Origin of the sequence: Hymenobacter armeniacus (genome assembly GCF_014699055.1) — a bacterium.
In the GTDB taxonomy this organism is placed as follows: domain Bacteria; phylum Bacteroidota; class Bacteroidia; order Cytophagales; family Hymenobacteraceae; genus Hymenobacter; species Hymenobacter armeniacus.
Genome location: NZ_JACXAC010000001.1, coordinates 609,425 through 631,221 on the forward strand (window position 1 = coordinate 609,425; position 21,797 = coordinate 631,221).

Below are 21,797 nucleotides of genomic sequence, written 5' to 3' on the forward strand. Positions count from 1 at the left end.
TAGTGGTGCGAAACGCAGGGCCAATAAAACGATAACCGCTGTTGTGATGAAGTTGCGCGCTGCCGCTGGGGTTGCTTGGTTGCTGCTGTCGGGGTGTGTCCCGCAGGCTTTCGAGCTTGCCGATTACCGAAGTCACCTCACGGCTGAAGAGAAGCAGCAGCTGGCCACCGGGCAGCCCATCGAGAAACTGCACGTCTCGTACTGGCGTTTTTTCCCGAAACAGGTGTACTGGCAGGGAAAATTGCACGTGCAGCCAGCCGTGAAAAACACGTACAAGTTCACGAGGCTGGGGCATTGGCAGCAGTTTGATGAGCATGGCGGGCTGCTGGCCGACGCCGAGTACCAGCCGAAAGGCAGGTGGCTGACCGGCTGGGAACGGCTGTATTATCCGGCCGGGACGCTCAGCGCCGATGTGGCCGTGCAGCCCGCGGTGCTCAATGGCGACTCGGTGCAGGAAACGCGGATAGTGAATTTCCGGCACGGCAACAATGCCGATACATCTTTTGTGGAGCGCTGGTATCTCAAAGACGGCAAGTACTTGCGCCCTTCCTTGCGGTCCTTCGATTTGGCCGGCCGGCGACCCGTGCCGAAAAACTGGAAAGGCGCGCCCTAACCCACATTGGGCAAAGCGCAACTGGCGGAAAGAGTGAGAAATGCAACGGCGGCAACAATTCCGGGTCTGTGCGCCGAAGCGGTTGCTTTCGGCTGCATCATGCGGCTGTTGTATTCTTCTCCTATGCATCGACTTATTCTCCTCACTTTCCTTGTTCTACATACCGCCGCGGCCTGGGCTCTGAAGCCCAACCGGGTCTGGATTGTCACACCCGATTCGTTGGGCATGCGCTACCAGACCGTGGCCCTGACCACGCCCGACCACGTGCAGCTGACCGGCTGGCTGATAGAGCCGGCCGTGGGCGCGACGGACCGCCACACCACGATGGTGGTGGCCTACGGCGATTTCGGTAACATGTCGAACGAGCTATACCAGGCCCAGGCGTTGGCGGCGGACGGCTACCGGGTGTACCTGTTTGACTACCGGGGATTTGGGCACAGCGCTGATTTTGCCATCGACGCGCAGCGTTTGTACTACCATGAGTTTGCCGTGGATTTGGGCGCCGCGCTGGCCGATGCGCGCCAGCGCTACCCGCGCAACCGCACCGGCATCATGGCTTTCTCGATGGGCTCCATCATGGCCAGCGAGGTGGCGGCCACGGCCCCGCACTGCGATTTTCTGGTGACCGAAGGCTATGTGGCCAGCCCGCAGCGGCTGGTGGCCTATCAGCTGCAGAGCCGGAATAAAGTGGTGAGTTTGCCCGCGGAAGCCGCTGCTTATTCGCAGTACGCGCCCCGCATCCGCTGCCCGTGGCTGCTGATTGGCGGCACGGCCGACAAGCACACGCCCCTAGTCGACTCGGTGGCGGTGGTGCGCGATGCCCCGCGTGGGAAGCGGCGCCAGGTGCTGGCTTTTGAGGGCGAGCACCTGCAGGGCATGGTGGTGCTGAGCGACGTTCGCTTCGGCGATAAGTACGTGAGTGAAGTGAGCCGCTTTCTGGCGGCGGGCAAACGGCGTTAGGCTGATTCTGGAGTGAGCAGCCTGCCATTGGAAGTACGGAAATAGCGGCCTGCAGCCAGTCGGTGCAACTTTTGGGAAGGAGGGGCGGTCAGGCCGAAAACAGGAGGTCCTGCTTTTCACCCCGCCCAATTCCATGAAAAAACTGTTTGCACTGCTACTCGCTGGCTTTGGCCTTGCCTCCTGCAACCATCAGCCGTCGCCGCCGCTGGCCACCGACGAGGTGAATGTGCTGGTCGGCAACGCCGGCTACGTAGCCGCCACGGGCCACGCGCCCACCACCGCCAGCACCGAAGACGAGCGGGTGCAGGCCCACCTGGCCTACGCCGAGCACCGGCTGCGCCAACAGCCCGCCGTTGGCCTCAGCCCCGCGCTGGCCCAACGCCGCGCCCGCCTGCTCGACCTGCTGCACCGCTACTGGGTGGCGGGCGTGTTTCCGCGCAACTACGACCACCCCGAAGGCCGGCGCCCGTGCTTCATCGACCGCGACGGCCGCCTGTGTGCCGTGGGCTACCTCGTGGCCGAAACCGCCGGCCGCCCCGCCGCCGAGCGCATCAACCAAGCGCACCAGTATGACCTGATTGCCGACATGCGCACGCCCGTGCTGGCCGACTGGGTGAAAACCTCGGGCCTGACCCGGGCCGAGTGCGCCCTCATTCAGCCCACCTACGGCACCCCGCCGCCCACCGAAGCCGAGGTGAAAGCCTACGCCGTGGGCTCGGCCGTGTGGGGCGGGGTGAACGTGATGCTAAGCGCGGCCAACGCCAGCCAGTTCAACCGCCCCGATGCGGGCAAGGGCGCCGCCTACGCCGGCGTGCTGAGCGGCACCGGCCAGCTGCTGACGGGCGCCCTGCGCCTGCCCAACGACGTGCGGGGCATCAATTGGATAGGGGGCACCACCTACGGCACCGAGCGCACCATTTCCTACCTCAACATCGGCATGGGCACCGCCACGCTGGCCCTGAGCGCCTGGAACCTCATCAGCCACCGCAACGCCGCCATGAAAAATACCGCCGTGGGCGTGGTGAGCTTTCCCGGTCCGGAAGGTGGGAGCGGGCTGTCGCTGACGCGGCGGTTCTGAGCTATTCGGCGCGGCCGCTGTCCACCAGCTTTTGCAGGCGGGCCTGCACGGGGCGCGGCAGGGCGCTGAGCAAATCCAAACCGGAGGCGGCTTCGATTTTATCCACCGAAGTCAGGTATTGCCGCCAATCGGGATTCACGCCGTTGTCGTTGGGGGTATCCACGGCCAGCACGCGCACGGTGGGGTCGGTGGCGAGGCGCTGGAGGTCGTTGGTGCCATCGGGCAAGATGACCATGACCTTCCAGATGCGGGCCGGCACCGTGACGCGGCCCTGGTCGATGGTCTGGAAGAACCCGTTGGCGCCGGTGCCGCCGCGCCCGTAGTTGCCCATGATGACGTAGATTTCCTGGCCGCGCTGCACCTGCGAGCGGCCGTACTCTTCGAGGTGGGCCCAGGTTTGCTGGTTGTTGTGGGGGGCCTGCGGCACCATGTTGGTCATCAGGAAAGTGGCCGCGTTGGCGTCCAGGTCGGCGGTGCGGTCGGCGCTAGGGCAGTTGTGGCCTTTGTCGAAGCCGGAGCGGGCGTAGCTGGCGGGCGTTACCTGGTAAAACTGGCGGGGCAGGGCGGGGTCGGGCCGGAAGTTGTTCTGGCGGGGCGCTTCGCCGAGGTCGGCCCGGTCGATGTGCCAGCTCACCCAGGTCGGAATGCCGCGGTTGGCGTTGTAGCCGATGGTGAATTCGGGGTGCACGAGCAGGTAGTTCGTCGCGTTGGCGGGGTCGGAAGTGGCGCCGCTGGGGTTGCCCAGGGCCATGTTCGCGTCGTTCGGGTCTTGCGCCACGCCGGTGCCGCCCGGCGCTTGTGGCGTGGCCGGGGCGGTGGCCGCGGGCGTTTGCGGGTTGTTGCGGTTTTCGAAATAGCCGCCCGTCACGCCCGTAGCCACGGCGGCTGCCGGGCCGGCGGCCGTTTCGAGCACAATGTCGTCGATGTCGAGCCGGTTTTTGGGGCCGCTGGTTTTTCGTATTTCAAGCCGAATGGGCTCATTGGCCAGCCCGGCAAACATGTGCGTTTTCAGGGCCGGGCCGCTGGTGGTGACGGGCGCGCCGGTGCGCGCAAACGTGCGCCCGCCGTCGCGGCTCAGCCACAGCTCCCAGGTGCTGGGCCCGTCGGTGCCATAGGCCGCGGCCGAAATGCTGATGCGCCGCACCCCGGCTTTGGCGTCGAAGCGCATGGCAATGCGGCCCAGGTTGCGCAGGCGGGCCGCCCGCTCGCCGTGGGCATGGTCTTGCGGGCTGCTGCCGATGAGGGCATCCTGAAAGTGCCAGAGGCCCGTGGCCAACGGCTCGTCGGCATCGTCGTAGCTGCCCTTGCTGCCGGTCTCAAAGGTTTCGGGAAAAGGGCTGGCGGCGGGCGCCTGGGCGGTTAGGCGTTGGGGCGGGCGCGAGCTGGAAATCGTTTCGGCAGGCTGCTGCGAGCAGGCCAGCAGGGCAAAAACGGCGGTGAGCGACAGGTAGGCGGAAGCGTGCATGAGGCGAAGATATGGGCCCGGTAGTGGTCGCTGGTTTTTCGGGGGCGCTATGCTCGTTGGTGCTTATGTTTAGCCCGCAATCAGCCACTTTCCCTTCATCTCCCTTTACTTGTATGGAAGAAAACCAGTTAACGCCGAACAACAAGCCGGATTACCACGCAGTCGATGACATCACGCCGACGCGCAAGACGGTGACCATTTCAGTGGAAGAAGCCGCCGAGGTGCAATCCCGCTTTTTTGCCCAGGTGTATGGGTGGATGACGGCCGGCCTCGGCCTCACGGGCGGCGTGGCCATGCTGGCCACGTCTTCGCCCGCCCTCATGGAATTCGTGTTCGGCACGCGCTTCGTTTTTCTGGGCCTTATCATCGTCGAACTGCTGCTCGTTGGGTTTCTGTCGGCGCGGGTATTCGACTGGAGTGTGGGCAAAGTGCAGGCCGCGTTTGTGGGCTATGCCGTGCTAAACGGCGTCACGCTGAGCTGTGTGTTTCTGGCCTATACCTCGGCCTCCATTGCCTCCACATTTTTCGTCACGGCCGGTACGTTTGGCGTGATGAGCCTCTACGGGTACTTCACCAAGCAGGACCTTTCCGGCTGGGGCAAGCTGCTGAGCATGGCCCTCATCGGGCTGGCCCTGGCCATGGTGGTCAACTGGTTTTGGCAAAACTCGGCACTCTACTTCATTTCTTCCTTCGTGGGCGTGCTGCTGTTCGTGGCCCTCACGGCTTACGATACGCAGAAGCTCAAGCAGCTGGCGCTGTTGGGCATCACCGAAGGGGAGGAAATGAGCAACAAAGCCTCCATCATGGGCGCCCTCATTCTCTACCTCGATTTTGTGAACCTGTTCCTGTTTCTGCTGCGCATTTTTGGTCGTCGGCGGTAGTCAGTCACCTTTTTGCCAAAACCAACGCCCCACCGGTCTTTCCGGTGGGGCGTTGGTTTTTTAATCCTGGCTTACGAACTACACGACAGCGTGGCGCACCCCGGCATGTCCCAGGCCCAATCCGGCCGTTTGGCCGCAAACTCCTCGTACTCGGGCTGCTCGGCAAAAGGCGTTTTCAGGGCCTGCATCAACTTGTTCAAATACGACAAATCGCCCTTTTCCGCGGCTTGAATGGCGTTTTGCGCCAAGTAGTTTCGTAGCACGTATTTCGGGTTGGCGGCCAGCATGCCGGTTCTAATTGCTTCCGGGGCTGCGGGTTCCTGTCGCAGGCGGGTCAGGTAGCGGGGCAGCCAAGCCAGCAAGGACGCGTAGGCAGCATTGGGAAAAGGGGTGTAAGCGGCGGCGGTCAGCAGCTCCTGAAAACGGACATCTTCGTCGTCGGCGGTGGCCAGCAGGTCGGGCGCCACGTGCGACAGCTGCCGGAAGAAGATGGTCATGTCGACACCGGCTTCTTCCAGCGCCGCCAGCAGGTCGTTGAAGAGCTGCGCATCTTCTTTCGGCGCCCGGTGGGTGAGGCCCAGCTTGCCCAGCAGCAGGCGGTAGCGGGTGCTGGCCAGCGTTTCGGTGTAGCGGGCGAAGCCGGCGCGCAGGTCGTCGGGCTGCGGCACCAGGGGGGAAAGGGCTTCGGCCAGCCGCGCCAGGTTCCAGAGCGCCACCTGCGGCTGCTGACCAAAAGCGTAGCGCCGGTAGCCGAAGTCGGTGGTGTTGGGCGTCCAGCCGGGGTCGTAGGGCTCCAGCCAGCCGTAGGGGCCGTAGTCGATGGTAAGGCCCAGGATGGACATGTTATCCGTGTTCATCACGCCGTGCACAAAGCCCACGCTCATCCAATGGGCCACCATCACGGCCGTGCGCCGGCAAATTTCCGCATACCACGGCACGTACACGGCCGGGCCGGGCGCGCCAAATTCGGGGTAGTGGTGGCGGATGACGTAGTCGGCCAGGGCGCGCAGGTTTTCCATCTCGCCGCTGGCGGCAAACATCTGAAAGTTGCCAAAGCGCACGAACGTGGGCGCCACCCGCGCCACAATGGCGCCGGGCTCGGGCCGCTGGTTGCCGTTGTAGAACATGTCGCGCACCACCGCGTCGCCGGTGCCCACCAGGCTGAGGGCCCGGGTGGTGGGCACGCCCAGGTAGTGCATGGCCTCGCTGCACAAAAACTCGCGCAGCGACGAGCGCAGCACCGCCCGGCCATCGGCCCGGCGGGAGTAGGGCGTGGGGCCGGCGCCCTTCAGCTGCAGCTCCCAGGTGCGGCCGTCGGCGCCCGTGAGCTCGCCCAACGACATGGCGCGGCCGTCGCCGAGCTGGCCCGCCCAGTTGCCGAACTGATGCCCGGCATAGCGCGCCGCAAAGGGCTTCATGCTGGCCAGCACGCGGTTGCCGGCCAGCATTTCCACCTCCGGGCCGCGTGCAGCCGGGCGTTCCAGGCCGAGGGTCTGCGCCAGCTCATCGGACCAGGCCAGCAGGTGAGGGTCGGCCACGGCGGTGGGCTGCACGCGGGAATAGGCGTAGCCGGGCACCTGCCGCGAGCCCGGGGTGGGGTTATCTTCGCCGCGCAGCTCGTCCACGAAGGAGTTGCTGAAAGCGGCGTTTGCTAAGGAATGAGTGGGCATAGGTAAAGTGGCATAATGCAGGCCGGGTAACGTTCGTCTCACAAACGCTTCCGGGGCGGGCAAGTTCAGCCGCTGCGGCAGGCGTTGGCCACGTGTGAGGTTACAAAAATGGCCCACAGCCGGAGCTGTGGGCCATGCGCAAGGGCAGTGCGGCAGAGCTTTACAGCGGTACCGTGGTCCCGTTCTGCTTGAGCACCTGCGAGAAAAACAGCACATGGTAGGGCAGGGCCGCTTGCCAATATTCCCAGGTATGGCCGCCGGGGCGCTCGGTGTAGTCGTGCGGCGTGTGGTTGTACACCAGGCGGCGGTGCATTTCGCGGTTGATTTCTAGCAGGCCGTCGTCCACGCCGCAATCGAAAATGAGGGGCAGGCCGTTGCGGTGAATTTGGTCGACCATGTTTATCACCGAGTTGGCGCTGAAAAACGTGGGGTTGTCGGCTTCGGAGCCCAGGATGGGCGTCAGGTTCTTGGTGCGCCAGGCCGCTTCTTCCGGCGTGAATTTGCGGTTGGCGCTGCTCAGCTCCAGGGCGCCGCTCATGCTGCCGGCGGCGCAATACAAATCGGGGTGGCGGGCCGAGAGGGAAAGCGCGCCGTAGCCGCCCATCGAGAGGCCGCTGATGACACGGCCCCGGCGGTCGCGCACGGTGCGGTAGGCCTGGTCCACGGCCGGAATGACTTCCTTGGTGAGGTAGGTCTCGAACTTGCTGTCGGCCTTCACCGGACTGTCGAGGTAAAAGCTGAAAGTTTCACCCTCGGGGTTCACGATAATCAGGTTGTACTGGTCGGCCAGGCGGTGCAGCAACTGCTTGTCGGGCGTCTTGCTCAGCCAGTTATCGAAGTGGCCCCAGGCGCCGTGCAGCAGGTATAGCACAGGATAGTTGGCCTTCTTGTTTTTGGCGTAGGATGCGGGCAGCACCACGGCGGCGCGGTACGTTTTGCCCATGGCCGCGCTCGGAATAGCCAGGGTATCGACGCGGGCGGCGCGGGCGCTGAAAACGGTGAGCGAGAGCGCGAGTAGCAGCAGGAGGCGCATGGGGGCGGGAATGAAGTTTTATATCAATGAAATGCTGCGGTAAGGCTCAACGGGAGAGGCGGACAGACCGTGCTGCCGGGGCACCTCACCCCCGGCAGCACGTCGCAGGTGCGGCTCGGCCTACCGAATAAACACCGGCCGAATCAGGTTCTCAAACGTGAAAATTTCGTCCCATTTTTCCTGCGTCAGCAGGCCGCGCTCGGTCACGGCGATGTCGTGCACCGACTTGCCGGTACGTAGGGCCTCTTTGGCAATTTCGGCCGAAGCTTCGTAGCCGATGACGGGATTTAGTTGGGTGACGATGCCTATGCTGTTGCGCACCAGGCTTTCGGCGTGGGCCTTGTTGGCCGTGATGCCCACCACGCACTTGTCGCGCAGGGTGCGGCAGGCGTTGGTCATGTAGCTGATGCTGGTGAAGAGGGCGAAGGAAATCACCGGCTCCATCACGTTGAGCTGCAGCTGGCCGGCCTCGGCCGCCATGGTCACCGTGAGGTCGGCCCCGATGACGTAGAACGCCGTCTGGTTCACCACCTCCGGAATCACGGGGTTCACCTTGCCCGGCATGATGCTGGAGCCCGGCTGCAGGGGCGGCAGGTTGATTTCGTTGATGCCCGTGCGCGGCCCCGAGGACAGCAAGCGCAGGTCGTTGCAGATTTTGGAGAGCTTCACGGCCGTGCGCTTCAGCACACCCGACAGCTGCACGTAGGCGCCCGTGTCGTAGGTGGCCTCGAACAAATCGCCGGCCAGGCTCAGGTTCAGGCCGGTAATCTGGCGCAAGTGCTCGGTCACGGCTTCGGGGTAGCCGGTGGGCGCATTGATGCGCGAGCCGATGGCGGTGGCGCCCATGTTGATTTCGTCAATCAGCCGCCGCGAGTCGTCGATGCGCAGCAATTCCTCGCGCAGGTTGGTGGCGAAGGCCCGGAATTCGTCGCCCATGCTCATGGGCACAGCGTCCTGCAGCTGGGTGCGGCCCATCTTGAGGATGTCACAGAATTCCTCGCCCTTCTGAGCGAAGGCGTCGGCGAGCGCGCCCAGGGTTTCGCGGTAGCCCACCAGCTTGTTGTTGAGGGCGATGCGGAAGGCCGTGGGGTAGGCGTCGTTGGTGCTTTGCGAGCAGTTGACGTGGTTGTTGGGGTGGCAGTACTGGTACTCGCCCTTCTGGTGGCCCATCAGTTCGAGGGCCACGTTGGCGATGACTTCGTTGGCGTTCATGTTCACCGACGTGCCCGCGCCGCCCTGAATCATGTCGGTCAGAAACTGGTTGTCGAACTCGCCGGACGCCACCCGGTCGCAGGCCGCGGCAATGGCTTCAGCGATGTTAGCGGGCAGCACGCCGAGGTCGCGGTTGGCCAGGGCGGCGCCTTTTTTCACGTAAGCCAGGGCCTGCACAAACAGCGGCTCGGCGTTGATGGGAATGCCGGTGATGGCAAAGTTCTCCAGCGCGCGCAGCGTCTGAATGCCATAGTAAGCGGTGTCGGGCAGGGTGCGTTCGCCCAGGAAATCGTGTTCGATGCGGGAGGTAGTCATGCGGGAATTTTCGGTGAGGAAAGAGAAGCTTGTACGGATTGGCCGAACGGCGGGGCAAACCTACGGCGGCGGTTGGCAACGTATCGGCTTTGCAGTGTTCCTTTGAGGGAAATGACGGGGTTTAGAACGGTGTAGAGACGCGACATTTCGCGTCTCAGCTTTTGCGCCGTTCAAACGCCTTGTTCAACGCCGAGACGCGAAGTGTCGCGTCTCTACACCGTTCTAAACCCCGCTTATGAAACTCCGCTACTTGCCCTTGCTGGCCCTGGCCGTTGCCAGCTGTTCCCACGCCGATAAAACCACCGGCACGGCCGGCGCCGATGCCCGGTTCGACGCCTTCAAAAACCAGTTTATCGAAGCGCTGTGGCGGCAAAACCCTGAATACGCGTCGTATCAGGGCTACCACAAGTACGACTCGCTGCTGGTGATTCCGAACGAGGCCCAGCGCCAGAGCGACGCCGCTTTTACCCAGAAATACCTCACTGCGCTGGGCGGTTTTGGCCTCGACAGCCTTTCGCCCAACAACCAGATTGACCTGCGCCTGCTGCGCAACGAGCTGCGGTCCCAGCGCTGGTACGCCGACACGCTGAAAAGCTGGCAGTGGAACCCCGCCAGCTACAACCTGGGCGCCTCGGTGGGCGACCTGCTCAACGGCCGCCACTACCCGCTGGACCGCCGCCTGCGCAACATTTCCGACAAAATCAGCCGCGCCGCCGAGTACTACGCCGCGGCCCGGGCCAACATCAGCAACCCCACCAAAGAGCACGCCGCGCTGGCCCTCAAGCAAAACGCCGGTGGCCTCGCGGTGTTCGGCAAAGCCCTGGCCGATTCGGTGGCGAAATCGGGCCTGAGTGCCGCCGAAAAAAAGACGATGCTGGACCGCGTGGCCGCCGCCCGCACGGCCGTGGAAGGGTACATGAAATTCCTGGAAGGCAACGTGCTGCCGGCCGGCAAATTCCGCCCGTTCCGCATCGGCAAGGAGCTGTTTGAGCAGAAGTTCGCCTACGACATTCAGTCGCGCTACTCGGCCACCGAGCTCTACCAGGAAGCCCAGAAGCACAAGGTCGCGCTGCTGCACGACATGGGCCGCCGCGCCGCCCGCCTCTTCCCCAAGTACTTCCCCGGTCAGAAAGCGCCCGCCGACACCCTGGCCCTGATTACCACCGTCATCAACCAGCTCACGCTAAAGCACGCCCCGCGTGAGGGTTTTGTGGACGCCGTGAAGCGCCAGATTCCGACGCTGGTGGCTTTCGTGAACGAGCACAAGCTGCTCACCCAGGACCCCAGCAAGCCGCTGGTGGTGCGCGAAACGCCGCTCTACATGCGCGGCAGCGGCGCGGGCGCCAGCGTGTCGGCCCCCGGCCCCTACGACAAGGGCGCCAACACCTACTACAACGTGGAGCCGATTCCGGCCGAGTGGACGCCCGCCCAGGCCGAAAGCTACCTGCGCGAGTACAACGACTACACCCTGCAGATTCTCAACATCCACGAGGCCATTCCGGGGCACTACACGCAGCTCGTGTACGCCAACCGCTCGCCTTCGCTGGTGAAAAGTATTTTCGGCAACGGCGCCATGGTGGAGGGCTGGGCCGTGTACGCTGAGCGCATGATGCTGGAAAGCGGCTACGGCAACAATTCCGACGAAATGTGGCTGCTGTGGGACAAATGGAACATGCGCTCGACGCTAAACGCCATTATCGACCACGCCATTCAGGTGGACAACATGAGCGAAAACGACGTGGTGAAGCTGCTGCGCCGCGAGGGCTTCCAGGAAGAAGCCGAGGCCCGGGGCAAATGGCTGCGGGCCACGCTCAGCCAGGTGCAGCTCAGCAGCTACTTCACGGGCTACACCGAGATTTATGCCCTGCGCGAAGAGCTGAAGCAACAGGAAGGCAAAAGCTTCGACCTGAAGTCTTTCAACGAAAACTTCCTGAGCTACGGGAGCGCCCCGGTCAAGTACATTCGGGAGCTGATGCTGCGGCCGGCGGCGGCGCAAAAGCAATAGGCCGGGGCTGACGGAATTTTTTCGTTTTGCGGTATGTATGGGCCGCGAAACGTTTTAAAATCCGGATTTCGACTTCTTGTATGTTTGAATTCTTACGAAGCACCGTCGTTGACACCGACGACGAAGGCCTGCGCCGCATCACCCACGAGCGGATGAAAGTGTTTGCCAAGTTCACCGCCGAAGACTGCCTCACCTGCAAGCTGCTGGGCCCCGGCTTCGCCAAATTTGCCGACGATGAGGAGTACCAGGGCATCTTGTTCGTACGCCTGGCCTCCGACGAAAACCCCGTGGCCAAGCAGCTCATGAACCAGCGGGCCGCGCCTTTCTTCGTGAGCTACTGCCAGGGCCGCATTCTGGAGTGCGACACCCGCGAAACCGACGCCGACGTGCGCGCCCAGCTCGACCGCCTGCGCGCCTTCATGCCGCACACGGCTTAGCCAGCCGTACCCCCAAGCTGCGCTTGGGTCCACCCAAACCGCCCCCCAACAAAGCCCACCGGGCCGCAGCACAGCTGCGGGGTACAATCCGCTACCTCGGCGGGCTACCTTTGGGCATGTTTTTTCTGCTCTCCAAACTTCTCGACGTTGTTTTATTGCCCGCCGTGTGGCTCCTGGCGCTGCTGCTGGCCGCCCTGGTGGCGCTGCAGCCCCGCCGCCAGCGGCAGTGGCTGGTAGCGGCCACCGTGCTGGCCCTGCTCTGTACCAACAACGCTCTGGTGAACGAGGCCCTACTGGCCTGGGAAAAGCCACCCGTGCCGCTGGCCGCCCTGCCCGCCCACGCCGATGCCGCCGTGCTGCTCACCGGCATCACCTCCGTCGACAAGTCGCCCCACGACCGGGTGTACCTCAACGCCGGCGCCGACCGCCTCACCAACGCCCTGTGGCTGTACCGGGCCGGGCGTGTGCGCCGCATCATCGTGTCGGGCGGCTCGGGCGCGCTGCAGCAGAAGGCCCACACTGAAGCCGCCGACCTGACCGCCCTGCTGCGCCTGGCCGGCGTGCCCAACGCCGACATCATTCAGGAAGACAGCAGCCGCAACACCCGCGAAAACGCCCTGTTCACCAAGCGCCTGCTGGCCGGCTACCCAGGCACCGACACGCTGATTCTGGTCACGTCGGCGTTTCATCAGCGGCGCGCGCTGGGCTGCTTCCGCAAAGTGGGGCTGCAGCCCATCAGCTTCCCAGCCGGGTTCCGCAGCTCCGACCGCAAGGGCACGCCCGACTACTGGCTGGTGCCCAACGCCGGCGCGCTGGAGAATTTGAACGTGCTGATTCACGAAATCAGCGGCTGGCTGACGTACAAAGCGCTGGGGTATCTGTAGAGTCGGGTAGTTGAAATGCCGTTTCCCTGAACGTTCATTCAGCTAATGGTCAGTATCTTCAGCCTTTCACCTTTTCTTTGGTTATGAAACTCGAACCACTTTTCCTACTGGGCCTGACGCTAGTGGCTCTAGGCAGTCCTGCTTCCGCTCAAACAACGCCAGCTCCTGCACCCAATACCTCCCTGGGGAGAGGAGCCCCTCACCCCAAACGGGCTGCCGCTTCCCCGCGCACGGTCACGGTGCCGATGTCAGCCGTGAAACTAGACACCGCTGCCTTTCGTCGCGGACGCCCCGCTGACGCCATTCTACTTCGCGTCCAGGACCTTCCACCTTATCGAAAAACTAAAGGAGGAAGTCGTTCGAGAAACTAAAGGAGGAGGTCGTTCGAGCATCCGCTCCTTTTAGCAAACCTTACTGTACCAAGCCAGCTGGGTCCAGCGTCAGTAGCAAAAAGCATATTGTTGCGTGCGTTGAGTTAATGAAATCCGTCTACGAATCACAGTTTACGAAAAGCACGGAGTAGATGAGTCTCGTAAACTCCTGCAAAAGCGAGAATCACTCATGATGGGGCACTGCCGTAAGCAACCATTCAAACAATAATCGCCCCTGCCCGCAACTGTCTATTCGACTTTACGGCCCTCATTACCGGCCTCTTTCCCAACCCAAATAGACTTCTGGTTGACAAACTCCCGGATGCCCAGATACGACAGCTCCCGCCCGTAGCCGGACTTCTTCACGCCGCCAAACGGCAGCTCCGGCATCGACTTCACCAAACCGTTCACGAACACGGCGCCACTTTCTATCTGGCGGGCCAGGTCTTCGCCCTTTTTGGCATCCCGCGTCCACACTGCCGCGCCCAGGCCGAAGCGCGAGTCGTTGGCCAGGCGCACGGCATCGGCGGCGTTTTTGGCTTCGAGAACGAGTGCTACTGGGCCGAAAAACTCTTCGGTGTAGGCGCGCTGGCCGGGTTTGACGTTTGACAGAATCATGGGCCGGAACAGGGCGGTGCCGGGCTTGGCCTGGCCGCCGTGCAGCTCCACTTTGGCGCCCTGGGCCACCGAGTCGTTCACCTGTTCGGTGAGCTCGTCGGCGAGGTCGGCGCGGGCCATGGGGCCGTACTGAGTGGCCGGGTCGAGCGGGTCGCCGGGGCGGAAGGCCAGCAGGTGGGTTTTCAGCTGGTTGATGAAGTCCTTGAGCACGGGCTTCTCCACAATGAAGCGCTTGGCCGCGATGCAGCTCTGACCACTGTTTATCATGCGGCTCTGGGCGGCGGTTTTGGCAGCTAGGGCCACGTCGGCATCGGCCAGCACAAGGAAAGGGTCGGAGCCGCCCAGCTCCAGCACCATTTTCTTAATGTGCTGCCCGGCAATAGCCGCCACCGAAGCGCCCGCGCCCTCGCTGCCCGTGAGCGTGGCGGCGCGCACCCGGTCATCGGCCAGCAGCTTCTCCACCAAATCTGACCCAACTAGCAAGGTGCGGAAGCAGGCCGGCGGCAGGCCCGCGTCGTGGAATATTTTCTCCAAAGCCAGGGCGCACTGCGGCACGTTGGAAGCGTGCTTGAGCAGGCCCACGTTGCCGGCCATCAGGGCCGGGGCGGCGAAGCGCACCACCTGCCACAGTGGGAAATTCCAGGGCATGATGGCCAGCACCACGCCCAGGGGCTGGTAGCTGATGAAGCTGCGGCCGGCGTCGGTGTCGATGAGCTCATCGGCCAGGAAGCCCTCGGCGCGCTCGGCGTAGAAGTCGCAGCAGGTGGCGCACTTCTGGGCTTCGGCGCGGCCGTCGGTCACGGGTTTGCCCATTTCGAGGGCCATGAGGCGGGCCAGCTCGTCCTGGCGCTCGCGCAGCAGCGCGGCGGCGCGGCGCAGCACGCCGGCCCGGTGCGCCCAGGTGGTGGCTTGCCAGGCGGCCGCCGCGCGGTGGGCCTGGCCCAGAATGCGCTCGGTTTTGGCCCAGCTGAAGGCCGGGAAGCGGCGCAGGCGGCGCCCGGTGTAGGGGTTGAGGGATTCGATGGGCATGGCGAGAACTGAAGAAGGGGCGGGGGAGAGTGAAGTGGCCGGCCCGCGGCGCAAATATTCGTTCAACTTACATGGGCTTAGTTCGGTTGCGTATACCGTCGGGGCCGTATAGCGCTATTTGCGGTGGCTGCGCGTATTTTCGTGCACTTCCGGTGGTGCCGGCTTCGGCTTCATTTTCTCACTTTCAGTCACTCCTGTGTCGGATACTCCTTTAATTTCCCTGCCACCCGCCGCCGAGGCGGAGCTCGTCCGGCGCCTGCAGGCGCGCGACGAATCGGCCATGACGCTGTTCTACGACCGATATTCGGCCGCGCTCTACGGCGTCATCTTCCGCATCGTGAAGGCCGAAGACGAGGCCGAGGACGTGCTGCAGGAAGCGCTGGTCAAAATCTGGCACGCCTTTGCCAGCTACGACCCCGGCAAGGGCCGCCTCTTCACGTGGGTGCTCAACATTTGCCGAAATCTGAGCATCGACAAAATCCGCTCCCGACAGCACCGCGTAGGTAGCCGCACTCAGGGACTGGACGATAGTCTGACCGCGCAACGCCAGGCAGCGCCAACGGCCTTCCGCCCCGAGCACATTGGTTTGCAGGAAATCACCCAAAAGCTGGTTCCCGAACAACGCCAGATTATCGACCTGCTCTATTTCGAGGGCTTCACCCAGAGTGAAGTGGCGGAGGAGCTCAACATCCCGCTGGGGACGGTGAAAACCCGCGCCCGCACTGCCATCAAAGTCCTCAGCAAACTTATTCGCTAAACCAATCGTGGAAAACATCCAAGACTATATAGAATCGGGCATCCTGGAGCAGTACGCTCTCGGAGAGCTTTCGCCGGCCGAGCAGGCCGCCGTGGAAGGCATGGCTGCCCGGCACCCGGAGGTCCGCGAGGAGCTACAGCAGGTTCAGCTTGCCTTCGGCGTGTACGCCGAAGCCCACGCCCTGACGCCGCCCGCCGGCATGCGCGAGCGGGTGCTGCACAACGTGATGGCCCAGATTGCCGCGCCCGCCGCCAATTCGACCCCCAACGCCTCGCTGCGCGCCGACGTCGATGCAGTGGCTCAGAATCCCACTGCGCCTGTTATTTCGACCCAACCCGTTGGCTATGGCGAGGCCGTGAATCGGACGCTCACGCCGGCGGCTGAGGCCCCGGCGCGCTCCCTGTGGGCCATGGCCGCCTCGGTGGCGCTGCTGCTGAGCCTGGGCGCCAACTTCCTGCTGTATTCGCGCTGGAAAGACGCCAGCTCCGACCTCGTGGCCCTGCAAAACGAGAAGGCGCGCTTCGCCACCACCACCACGGTGCTGAACCGGCAGGTGGGCGACCTGCGCCAGGAAAACCAGGTGCTGCGCAACGACGAATTCCGCGCCGTGGCCCTGGCCGGCACCAAAACCGCGCCCACGGCCCACGCCCGGGTGCTGTTCAACCCGGCCACGCACAAGGTGTACGTCGACGTGAAAAGCCTGCCCGCGCTGCCGGCCGGCAAGCAGTACCAGCTGTGGGCCCTCGACAAGGGCAAGCCGATTGACGCCGGAGTGCTGACGGCGGCCACCGCCACCGGCGAAGGCCTGCAGGCCATGAAAGACATTGCCAGCGCCCAAACTTTTGCCATGACCGTGGAGCCCGCCGGCGGCAGCGTGAACCCGACCCTGAGCACGATGACGGTGGTTGGGAACATCTAGCGGCCACTCCTCCCAAAAACGGAAAGCCGGCTGCTAACTTGCACCGGCTAACCGCTTCCCGAACGTTACCGCCCGTTAGCCAACCCGGCCGATGGGCGGTAATTGTTTATTCATCAAACAGGTAATTCTGAGTTTATGCACGGCACCATTCTTACCCTGCTCAAGCGCTACGTGCAAACGCAATACGACCACAGCACCTGGGTGAAGCTGATGGAGCTTTCGGGGTTGGAGCACCTCGAGTTTGACCACAAAACCGCCTACCCCGACGAGCACCTGTACGCCCTGGTGGGCCACGCCGCTGAGATGACGGGGCTGTCGGCCGGCGAGCTGCACGAGAAATTCGGCGAGTACCTCGTGCCCGACCTCATGTACATGTACCAGAAGCTGCTGAAGCCCGAGTGGAAAACCCTGGACATGCTGGAACACACCGAACTCACCATGCACCGGCAAGTGCGCCAGGAGCACGCCGAAAACGCCCCGCCCGTGCTCGACGTCACCCGCCTCGGGCCCAACGAGCTGTACATCGACTACGTGTCGCCGCGCCGCATGGGCGGGCTGGCCGTGGGCATTGTGCGCGGGCTGGCCGCCTACTACGACGAGGCCGACCGCATCGACGTGATGCCCACCACCACCGAAGACGGGCAGCGAGTACGCATACACGTGCGCCGCACCTAACGCACGCCACACCTTTTATTTCTTCCCAACCCCGCCAACACATGAGCAGCTACTATAACCCCGCCGACCTCGCCAAATTTGGAAAAATCAGCGACTGGCAGCCCGAAATGGGCCGTAAATTCTTCGACTACTACGGCGAAGTCTTCAAAGAAGGTGCCCTGTCGGAGCGCGAAAAGTCGTTGATTGCGCTGGCCGTGGCGCACGTGGTGCAGTGCCCGTACTGCATCGATGCCTACACTTCCGACGCCTTGCAGAAAGGCGTGGACGAAACCGAAATGATGGAAGCCGTGCACGTGGGGGCCGCCATCAAGGGCGGGGCCACGCTGGTGCACGCCACCATGATGATGAACAAGGCCAAGGAGCTTTCCATGTAACTAGCGGCGCCCGGCCGGTTTTATCGAGTCTATGTCGTTTGCCTTCGTCGCGTCTTCCTGCCTGCTACTGGGCGTTTTCGGCCTGAGCGGCTGCGGCCCCGATTCTGTGGGGGAGGCGCGGCCCTCGGCGGCCTACCGCCGCATGCTGCAGCTGCTGTACAAGCACACCGTGCCCACGGTGGCGCCCGCCGCGCTGGCCCGCGCCCTGGCCGGGCCCGACGCCCCGCTGCTGCTCGATGTGCGCACGCCCGCCGAGTACGGCGTGAGCCACCTGCGCGGTGCCCAACTGGTGCCGTATGACGCGGTGGCCACGCAGGATTTTGCGGGCGTTGACCGCCGCCGCCCGGTGGTGGTGTATTGCTCGGTGGGCGCGCGCAGCGAGCGCCTGGGCGAGCGGCTGCGCAGCCTGGGCTTCGAGCACGTGAGCAACCTCTACGGCGGGCTGTTTGAGTGGGTGAACGAGGGCTACCCGGTGGTGAATGCCCACGGGCCTACCACCGACGTGCATCCTTACTCAGCGCTTTGGGGCGCCTGGCTCAGGCGCGGCCGCAAGACGTATCAATAGCAGTTCTACCTGCTAATATTGGGGGGCGTCAGTCCGTACTCCCCGTTGTCGCGTATGCATTCGCCCGCCTTGGCGCATCGCCTTTTCGATGGTGCCGGGGCCAGCAGGTGCCTGCGCCGTTTTCATTTCATTGTTTTCCATGCCACGCTCCCCTTACCGGACGGCTTTTTTTTCGCTTCTGCTCAGCACTGGCCTGGCCGGCTGCCAAGCGCCTACCAACGAGCAGGCCGCGGGCCGGGCGCCGGTTTCGGCGCAGGCCCTGCAGGCGGTGCTGCCGCATTTCGACCAAAACTGGGCCATGCGCAAGCTGTGGGAAGACGGCCTGGCCGAAGTGGCCACCTACGACGCCGAGCGCGTGGTGTACAAAAAGCCGCGCCGCTTCGAGTACACCATGATTACGGTGAAGGAGGAATTCAACCAGCAGTTCAACGTCAAAACCGACGACTACAAGCGCCAGGACTTGTTCCCGGTGATGAAAATCAACCAGTTCTGCGCCATTCCGGCCGACCAGTACCCGTACCACTACCTGACGTCGCTGTTTTTCCGGCGCGACCAGCCCGTGGCGCTCTACAAAATGACCACCTCCTCGCAGGAGTGGTGCGGCAACACGTTCAAGTCCATCATCGACGACGGCGTGAACTTCGAAATGTGGTACCACTCGTACTGGGACGGCGAAGGCAGCAGCAACCGCGACCTGCGCCGCGACGTGTTTTTGGAAGACGCCTTGCCCTACACGCTGCGCAGCCTGAAATTTGATTCCCGGCCCGCTTTCAGCCTGGTGGTGATGGACCTGCAGCAAACCAACCGCGCCAAGCCGCCGGTGTACTACCAGGCCCGCCTCAGCACGGCCGACGTGCCCGCCGACAAGCAAAACCCGGCCGCCTGGCGGGTAAGCATTCAGCTGGCTCCGGACAAGGCAAACACCTACCTCTTCGCCAAGGAATACCCCAACCTGCTGCTGCACCAAAGCACCTGGGACGGCCGCACCCTGCAGCTGAAAGGCGTGCGCCGCTACGCCTATTGGCCCAAATAAATCGGAATTCGGGCTGGGCCGCCGCGACTGCTTGGCTACTGATAATGGCTACGGCGCGGGAGCGGGCCGTCGGGCCAGCTCCCAGGCCAGCACGGCATACATGCCGGCGTATTCCAGCGCCACCAGCCACAGGTTTTCGGCGTAGGCTGGCGTGCGGTAGGCAGCGTAGGAAAGCACTGCCAGCCCGCCCCACACCAGCGCGTAGCGAAACCGCGTGAACACGCCAATGCCCACCAGCAGCGTGAGGTACCACGGGTGCACCGTGGTGGCCAGCGCGTAATAGCCCGTGAGCAAGAGCAGCAGCGTGGCCGGCAGCGAAGCCAGCGTGGGCCGCCGCTCGCGCCAAGCCAGGGCCAGGCCCAACAGCCCGCTTAAAAAAGCCAGGGCCGGCCCGATAACGGCAATTTGATTGTAGGTAGTCAGCCAGTAGCCGATGGGCCGGAGCAGGTAGTACACGCTGGCGTTGAACTCGAAGCTGCGGAAGTATAGCTTGAGGCTGCGGGCAATGTTCTCGAACAAATCAACCGACAGAAACGGGCCAAAAAGCACCGCCAGCGCACCCAGCGCAATGGCCGCATAGGCCGCCACGCGCCGGACGCCCAGGCGCCGCACCAGCAGCGGCAGCACCAGCAGCGGCAGCAGCTTGGTGGCCACGCCCAGCCCCAGCGCCCCGGCCGAGGCCGCCCACTTTTGTCGGCTCAGCAGCCACAGCGCCAACAGGGTGAAGCCAAAAACCACCCCCTCGAAGTGCAGGTTGCCGGTAAGCTCCACGATGACGAGCGGGTGCAGCAGGTAGTGCAAGGCGCGCCGCGCCGGCCAGCCCAGCACGGGCAGGAGCGCCAGCAGCAGCCAGGCCGTGCCCACCTCCGCCAGCAGCACAACCGCGCGCAAACACGCCGCAAACCCTGCCTCGGACGTGGGGAAAAGCCGCGCCGCCGCGCCAAACGCAAACTGGCATACCGGCGGATACACCGAGTAGTAGTGCGGCGAGTTGAGCTGCCGGTACAGCTGCTGCAGCTCGGGCAGCAGGGCGGCGCGGCGGGCGGCATCGGGCACGGCGCGGCGGGCGCCGTTGGCAATCAGCTCATCGGGCCGGAAGCGGAAGGGGTTCACGCCGTTGGCGACCAGCAGGCCGTCCCAGCGGAAGCGGTACACGTCGTCGGACAGGGCCGGCTGGGCCGGCAGCCACAGCAGCCGAAACGCCAGCGCCGCCGCCAGGCCCCAGCGCACCGGCAGCCGGCTGCGCAGCAGCCAGGCATAGGCTGCCAGCGCCACCGCAAACAGCCCCAGCAGCTGCCCAAACTGCGGGCGGGGCGTGGCGTAGGCCAGGGCCGCGTAGGCGCCGCCCGAAAGCAGCAGCGCCGCGCATTGCGAAAGCGAAGGAAACTTAGCGGGCATGGCGCACCGAGTAGTAGAAAATGGCCGCGAAGCCCAGCGTCAGCAGGCTGTGGAAGGGCAGCAGGCCGAAGTCGTCGAAGTAGATGCCGGCCCCCAGGCCAAAGGCAAAATACGCGGCCAGCAGGCCTTCGAGGGCCACCAGCGGGCCCATGCCCCCCGTGCGGTAGCGGCGCCGCCGGGCCACGGGCGCCGTGCCGGCCTTGGGCGTGCGCACAAACGGGGTGCGCCGGCCCAGCCAGCCCAGTATCACGGCGCGGGCGTTGTGCAGGGCCAGGCCCATCGAAACCGACAAAAACAGCAGAAAGAAGCCCGGGTAGCGCCACAGCGGCTTATCGGGGTGGGCCAGGCGCCAGGCCGAATAGTAGTAGTAGATGAGGGGCGTGAAGCCCACCAGAAACACCGACGCCAGCTGAAATACCACCTTGTACTCCCGAAACTGCGCCCGCACAAACACCAGCGGCACGCTGAGCAGGGCCATGAGCATGATGACGACGTACACCGAGCTGTTGAGCAGGTGAAACGAGGCCTGCAGCTTCACGCCCAGCGGCTGCGCCGAGCGCCACACGGGCCCCAGGTGCTTGTGGGCCGTCTCGGCCGCGCCCTTGGTCCAGCGAAACTGCTGCGACTTGAGGGCGTCCATCACGGCGGGCAGCTCGGCGGGGGCCACTATTTCGGGGCGGTACACGAAGCGCCAGCCGCGCAGCTGAGCCCGGTAGCTCAGGTCGAGGTCTTCGGTCAGGGTGTCGGTGTGCCAGCCGCCGGCGTCGTCGATGCAGGCGCGGCGCCACACGCCGCCCGTGCCGTTGAAATTGATGAAAAAGCCCGCGAACGTGCGGCCTACTTGCTCGATGAGAAAGTGCGCATCGAGCCCGAAAGCCTGCAGGCGGGTGAGCAGCGACTCGTTTTCGTTGAGGTGGCCCCAACGCGTTTGCACCACGCCGATGCGCGCGTCCTGCAGGAAGTAGGGCACGGTGCGGCGCAGAAAGTCGGCCTCGGGCACAAAATCGGCATCGAAAATGGCCACGTATTCGCCGTCGGTTTCCAGCAGCCCATCGCGCAGGGCGCCGGCCTTGAATCCCTCGCGGTTGGTGCGATGCACGTGGCTGATGCGCAGGCCGCGGGCGGCGTGGTGGGCCACGCGTGCGGCGGCCATGGCCACGGTGGCGTCGGTGGAGTCGTCGAGCACCTGAATGTGCAGCAATGCAGAAGGGTAATCGAGGGCGGCCGTGGCGTCGATGACCCGCTCCACCACGTTTTGCTCGTTGAAGAGCGGCAACTGCACCGTCACGCGGGGCCAGGCGGCCGGCGCCGGGGGGGCGGGGGCGGGCGGGGCAGCGTAGGCGCGCCGGGCCAGGCGCGTGAGTTGCCACTGCCCCACGCTAAAGCCCAGAATAAATAGCAGGCACAGCCCGTAGAGCACCACCAGCAAAAGAGGCAGAACGGGCATCAACGAGAAAGCAACAAAGAGTGGAGTAATCTAAAAACGTTTGTCATCCTGAGCGGAG

20 protein-coding genes are annotated in these 21,797 nt (G+C 64.2%); 13 read left to right on the plus strand and 7 right to left on the minus strand.

The window, feature by feature from the left end:
- Positions 1-46 precede the first annotated feature (46 nt).
- The 3 genes from IC234_RS02665 (at position 47) to IC234_RS02675 (ending at position 2,651) form a co-directional block, all read left to right on the plus strand.
- Entirely contained in the window at positions 47-613 is a 567-nt protein-coding gene (locus tag IC234_RS02665) for a hypothetical protein (RefSeq protein ID WP_190922275.1), read from the plus strand.
- A gap of 123 nt (positions 614-736) precedes the next feature.
- Positions 737-1,573 carry an alpha/beta hydrolase family protein gene (locus IC234_RS02670; RefSeq protein ID WP_190922276.1) on the plus strand — a complete coding sequence of 279 codons (837 nt, stop codon included), beginning with the start codon at positions 737-739 and terminating at the stop codon, positions 1,571-1,573.
- Positions 1,574-1,706: 133 nt separating this feature from the next.
- Positions 1,707-2,651 (plus strand): hypothetical protein, encoded by a 945-nt coding sequence (locus IC234_RS02675; protein WP_190922277.1) that lies wholly within the window; start codon positions 1,707-1,709, stop codon positions 2,649-2,651.
- Position 2,652: 1 nt separating this feature from the next.
- Here IC234_RS02675 and IC234_RS02680 read toward each other — a convergent pair whose 3' ends face one another.
- Positions 2,653-4,116: a DNA/RNA non-specific endonuclease gene (locus IC234_RS02680; RefSeq protein ID WP_190922278.1), complete on the minus strand. Its 1,464-nt coding sequence runs from the start codon at positions 4,114-4,116 to the stop codon at positions 2,653-2,655.
- Positions 4,117-4,229: 113 nt separating this feature from the next.
- Between IC234_RS02680 and IC234_RS02685 the strand changes: the two genes are divergently transcribed.
- Positions 4,230-4,997 carry a Bax inhibitor-1/YccA family protein gene (locus IC234_RS02685; protein WP_190922279.1) on the plus strand — a complete coding sequence of 256 codons (768 nt, stop codon included), beginning with the start codon at positions 4,230-4,232 and terminating at the stop codon, positions 4,995-4,997.
- A gap of 71 nt (positions 4,998-5,068) precedes the next feature.
- Here the strand turns inward: IC234_RS02685 and IC234_RS02690 are convergent, their stop codons facing one another.
- The 3 genes from IC234_RS02690 to aspA form a co-directional block, all read right to left on the minus strand.
- Positions 5,069-6,667 carry a protein adenylyltransferase SelO gene (locus IC234_RS02690; protein WP_190922280.1) on the minus strand — a complete coding sequence of 533 codons (1,599 nt, stop codon included), beginning with the start codon at positions 6,665-6,667 and terminating at the stop codon, positions 5,069-5,071.
- Between the two features lie 160 nt (positions 6,668-6,827).
- A complete protein-coding gene (locus tag IC234_RS02695) occupies positions 6,828-7,700 on the minus strand; it encodes an alpha/beta hydrolase (protein ID WP_190922281.1) in 873 nt (290 codons plus the stop codon).
- A 120-nt stretch (positions 7,701-7,820) separates the two neighbouring features.
- Positions 7,821-9,227: an aspartate ammonia-lyase gene (aspA, locus tag IC234_RS02700; RefSeq protein ID WP_190922282.1), complete on the minus strand. Its 1,407-nt coding sequence runs from the start codon at positions 9,225-9,227 to the stop codon at positions 7,821-7,823.
- A gap of 235 nt (positions 9,228-9,462) precedes the next feature.
- Here aspA and IC234_RS02705 point away from each other — a divergent pair, with 235 nt between their 5' ends.
- The 3 genes from IC234_RS02705 to IC234_RS02715 all read left to right on the plus strand — a co-directional run bounded on the left by IC234_RS02705 (position 9,463) and on the right by IC234_RS02715 (position 12,553).
- Positions 9,463-11,232 carry a DUF885 domain-containing protein gene (locus tag IC234_RS02705; protein WP_190922283.1) on the plus strand — a complete coding sequence of 590 codons (1,770 nt, stop codon included), beginning with the start codon at positions 9,463-9,465 and terminating at the stop codon, positions 11,230-11,232.
- Positions 11,233-11,312: 80 nt separating this feature from the next.
- Positions 11,313-11,669, plus strand: coding sequence for a thioredoxin family protein (locus IC234_RS02710; RefSeq protein WP_190922284.1), 357 nt, complete (start codon positions 11,313-11,315; stop codon positions 11,667-11,669).
- 116 nt (positions 11,670-11,785) lie between these two features.
- The gene (locus IC234_RS02715) at positions 11,786-12,553 is read left to right on the plus strand and encodes a YdcF family protein (protein ID WP_190922285.1); all 768 of its coding nucleotides are present in this window, start codon (positions 11,786-11,788) and stop codon (positions 12,551-12,553) included.
- 620 nt (positions 12,554-13,173) lie between these two features.
- Here IC234_RS02715 and IC234_RS02720 read toward each other — a convergent pair.
- Positions 13,174-14,571 (minus strand): NAD-dependent succinate-semialdehyde dehydrogenase, encoded by a 1,398-nt coding sequence (locus IC234_RS02720; protein WP_190922286.1) that lies wholly within the window; start codon positions 14,569-14,571, stop codon positions 13,174-13,176.
- Between the two features lie 196 nt (positions 14,572-14,767).
- Here IC234_RS02720 and IC234_RS02725 point away from each other — a divergent pair, with 196 nt between their 5' ends.
- The 6 genes from IC234_RS02725 (at position 14,768) to IC234_RS02750 (ending at position 18,894) form a co-directional block, all read left to right on the plus strand.
- A complete protein-coding gene (locus tag IC234_RS02725; protein WP_317173315.1) occupies positions 14,768-15,328 on the plus strand; it encodes an RNA polymerase sigma factor in 561 nt (186 codons plus the stop codon).
- Positions 15,329-15,335: 7 nt separating this feature from the next.
- Positions 15,336-16,247, plus strand: a complete 912-nt coding sequence (locus tag IC234_RS02730; protein ID WP_190922287.1) for an anti-sigma factor — start codon at positions 15,336-15,338, stop codon at positions 16,245-16,247.
- Positions 16,248-16,382: 135 nt separating this feature from the next.
- Complete coding sequence (locus IC234_RS02735) at positions 16,383-16,922, plus strand: heme NO-binding domain-containing protein (protein ID WP_190922288.1); 540 nt, start codon at positions 16,383-16,385, stop codon at positions 16,920-16,922.
- A gap of 41 nt (positions 16,923-16,963) precedes the next feature.
- Positions 16,964-17,296: an arsenosugar biosynthesis-associated peroxidase-like protein gene (locus IC234_RS02740; RefSeq protein WP_190922289.1), complete on the plus strand. Its 333-nt coding sequence runs from the start codon at positions 16,964-16,966 to the stop codon at positions 17,294-17,296.
- A 31-nt stretch (positions 17,297-17,327) separates the two neighbouring features.
- Positions 17,328-17,861 carry a rhodanese-like domain-containing protein gene (locus IC234_RS02745; protein WP_190922290.1) on the plus strand — a complete coding sequence of 178 codons (534 nt, stop codon included), beginning with the start codon at positions 17,328-17,330 and terminating at the stop codon, positions 17,859-17,861.
- Between the two features lie 139 nt (positions 17,862-18,000).
- Positions 18,001-18,894 carry a hypothetical protein gene (locus tag IC234_RS02750; RefSeq protein WP_190922291.1) on the plus strand — a complete coding sequence of 298 codons (894 nt, stop codon included), beginning with the start codon at positions 18,001-18,003 and terminating at the stop codon, positions 18,892-18,894.
- A 48-nt stretch (positions 18,895-18,942) separates the two neighbouring features.
- Here IC234_RS02750 and IC234_RS02755 read toward each other — a convergent pair whose 3' ends face one another.
- Entirely contained in the window at positions 18,943-20,292 is a 1,350-nt protein-coding gene (locus tag IC234_RS02755; RefSeq protein ID WP_190922292.1) for a hypothetical protein, read from the minus strand.
- Entirely contained in the window at positions 20,282-21,739 is a 1,458-nt protein-coding gene (locus IC234_RS02760; protein WP_190922293.1) for a glycosyltransferase, read from the minus strand. The genes IC234_RS02755 and IC234_RS02760 overlap by 11 nt, the downstream gene beginning before the upstream one ends.
- Positions 21,740-21,797: the final 58 nt, after the last annotated feature.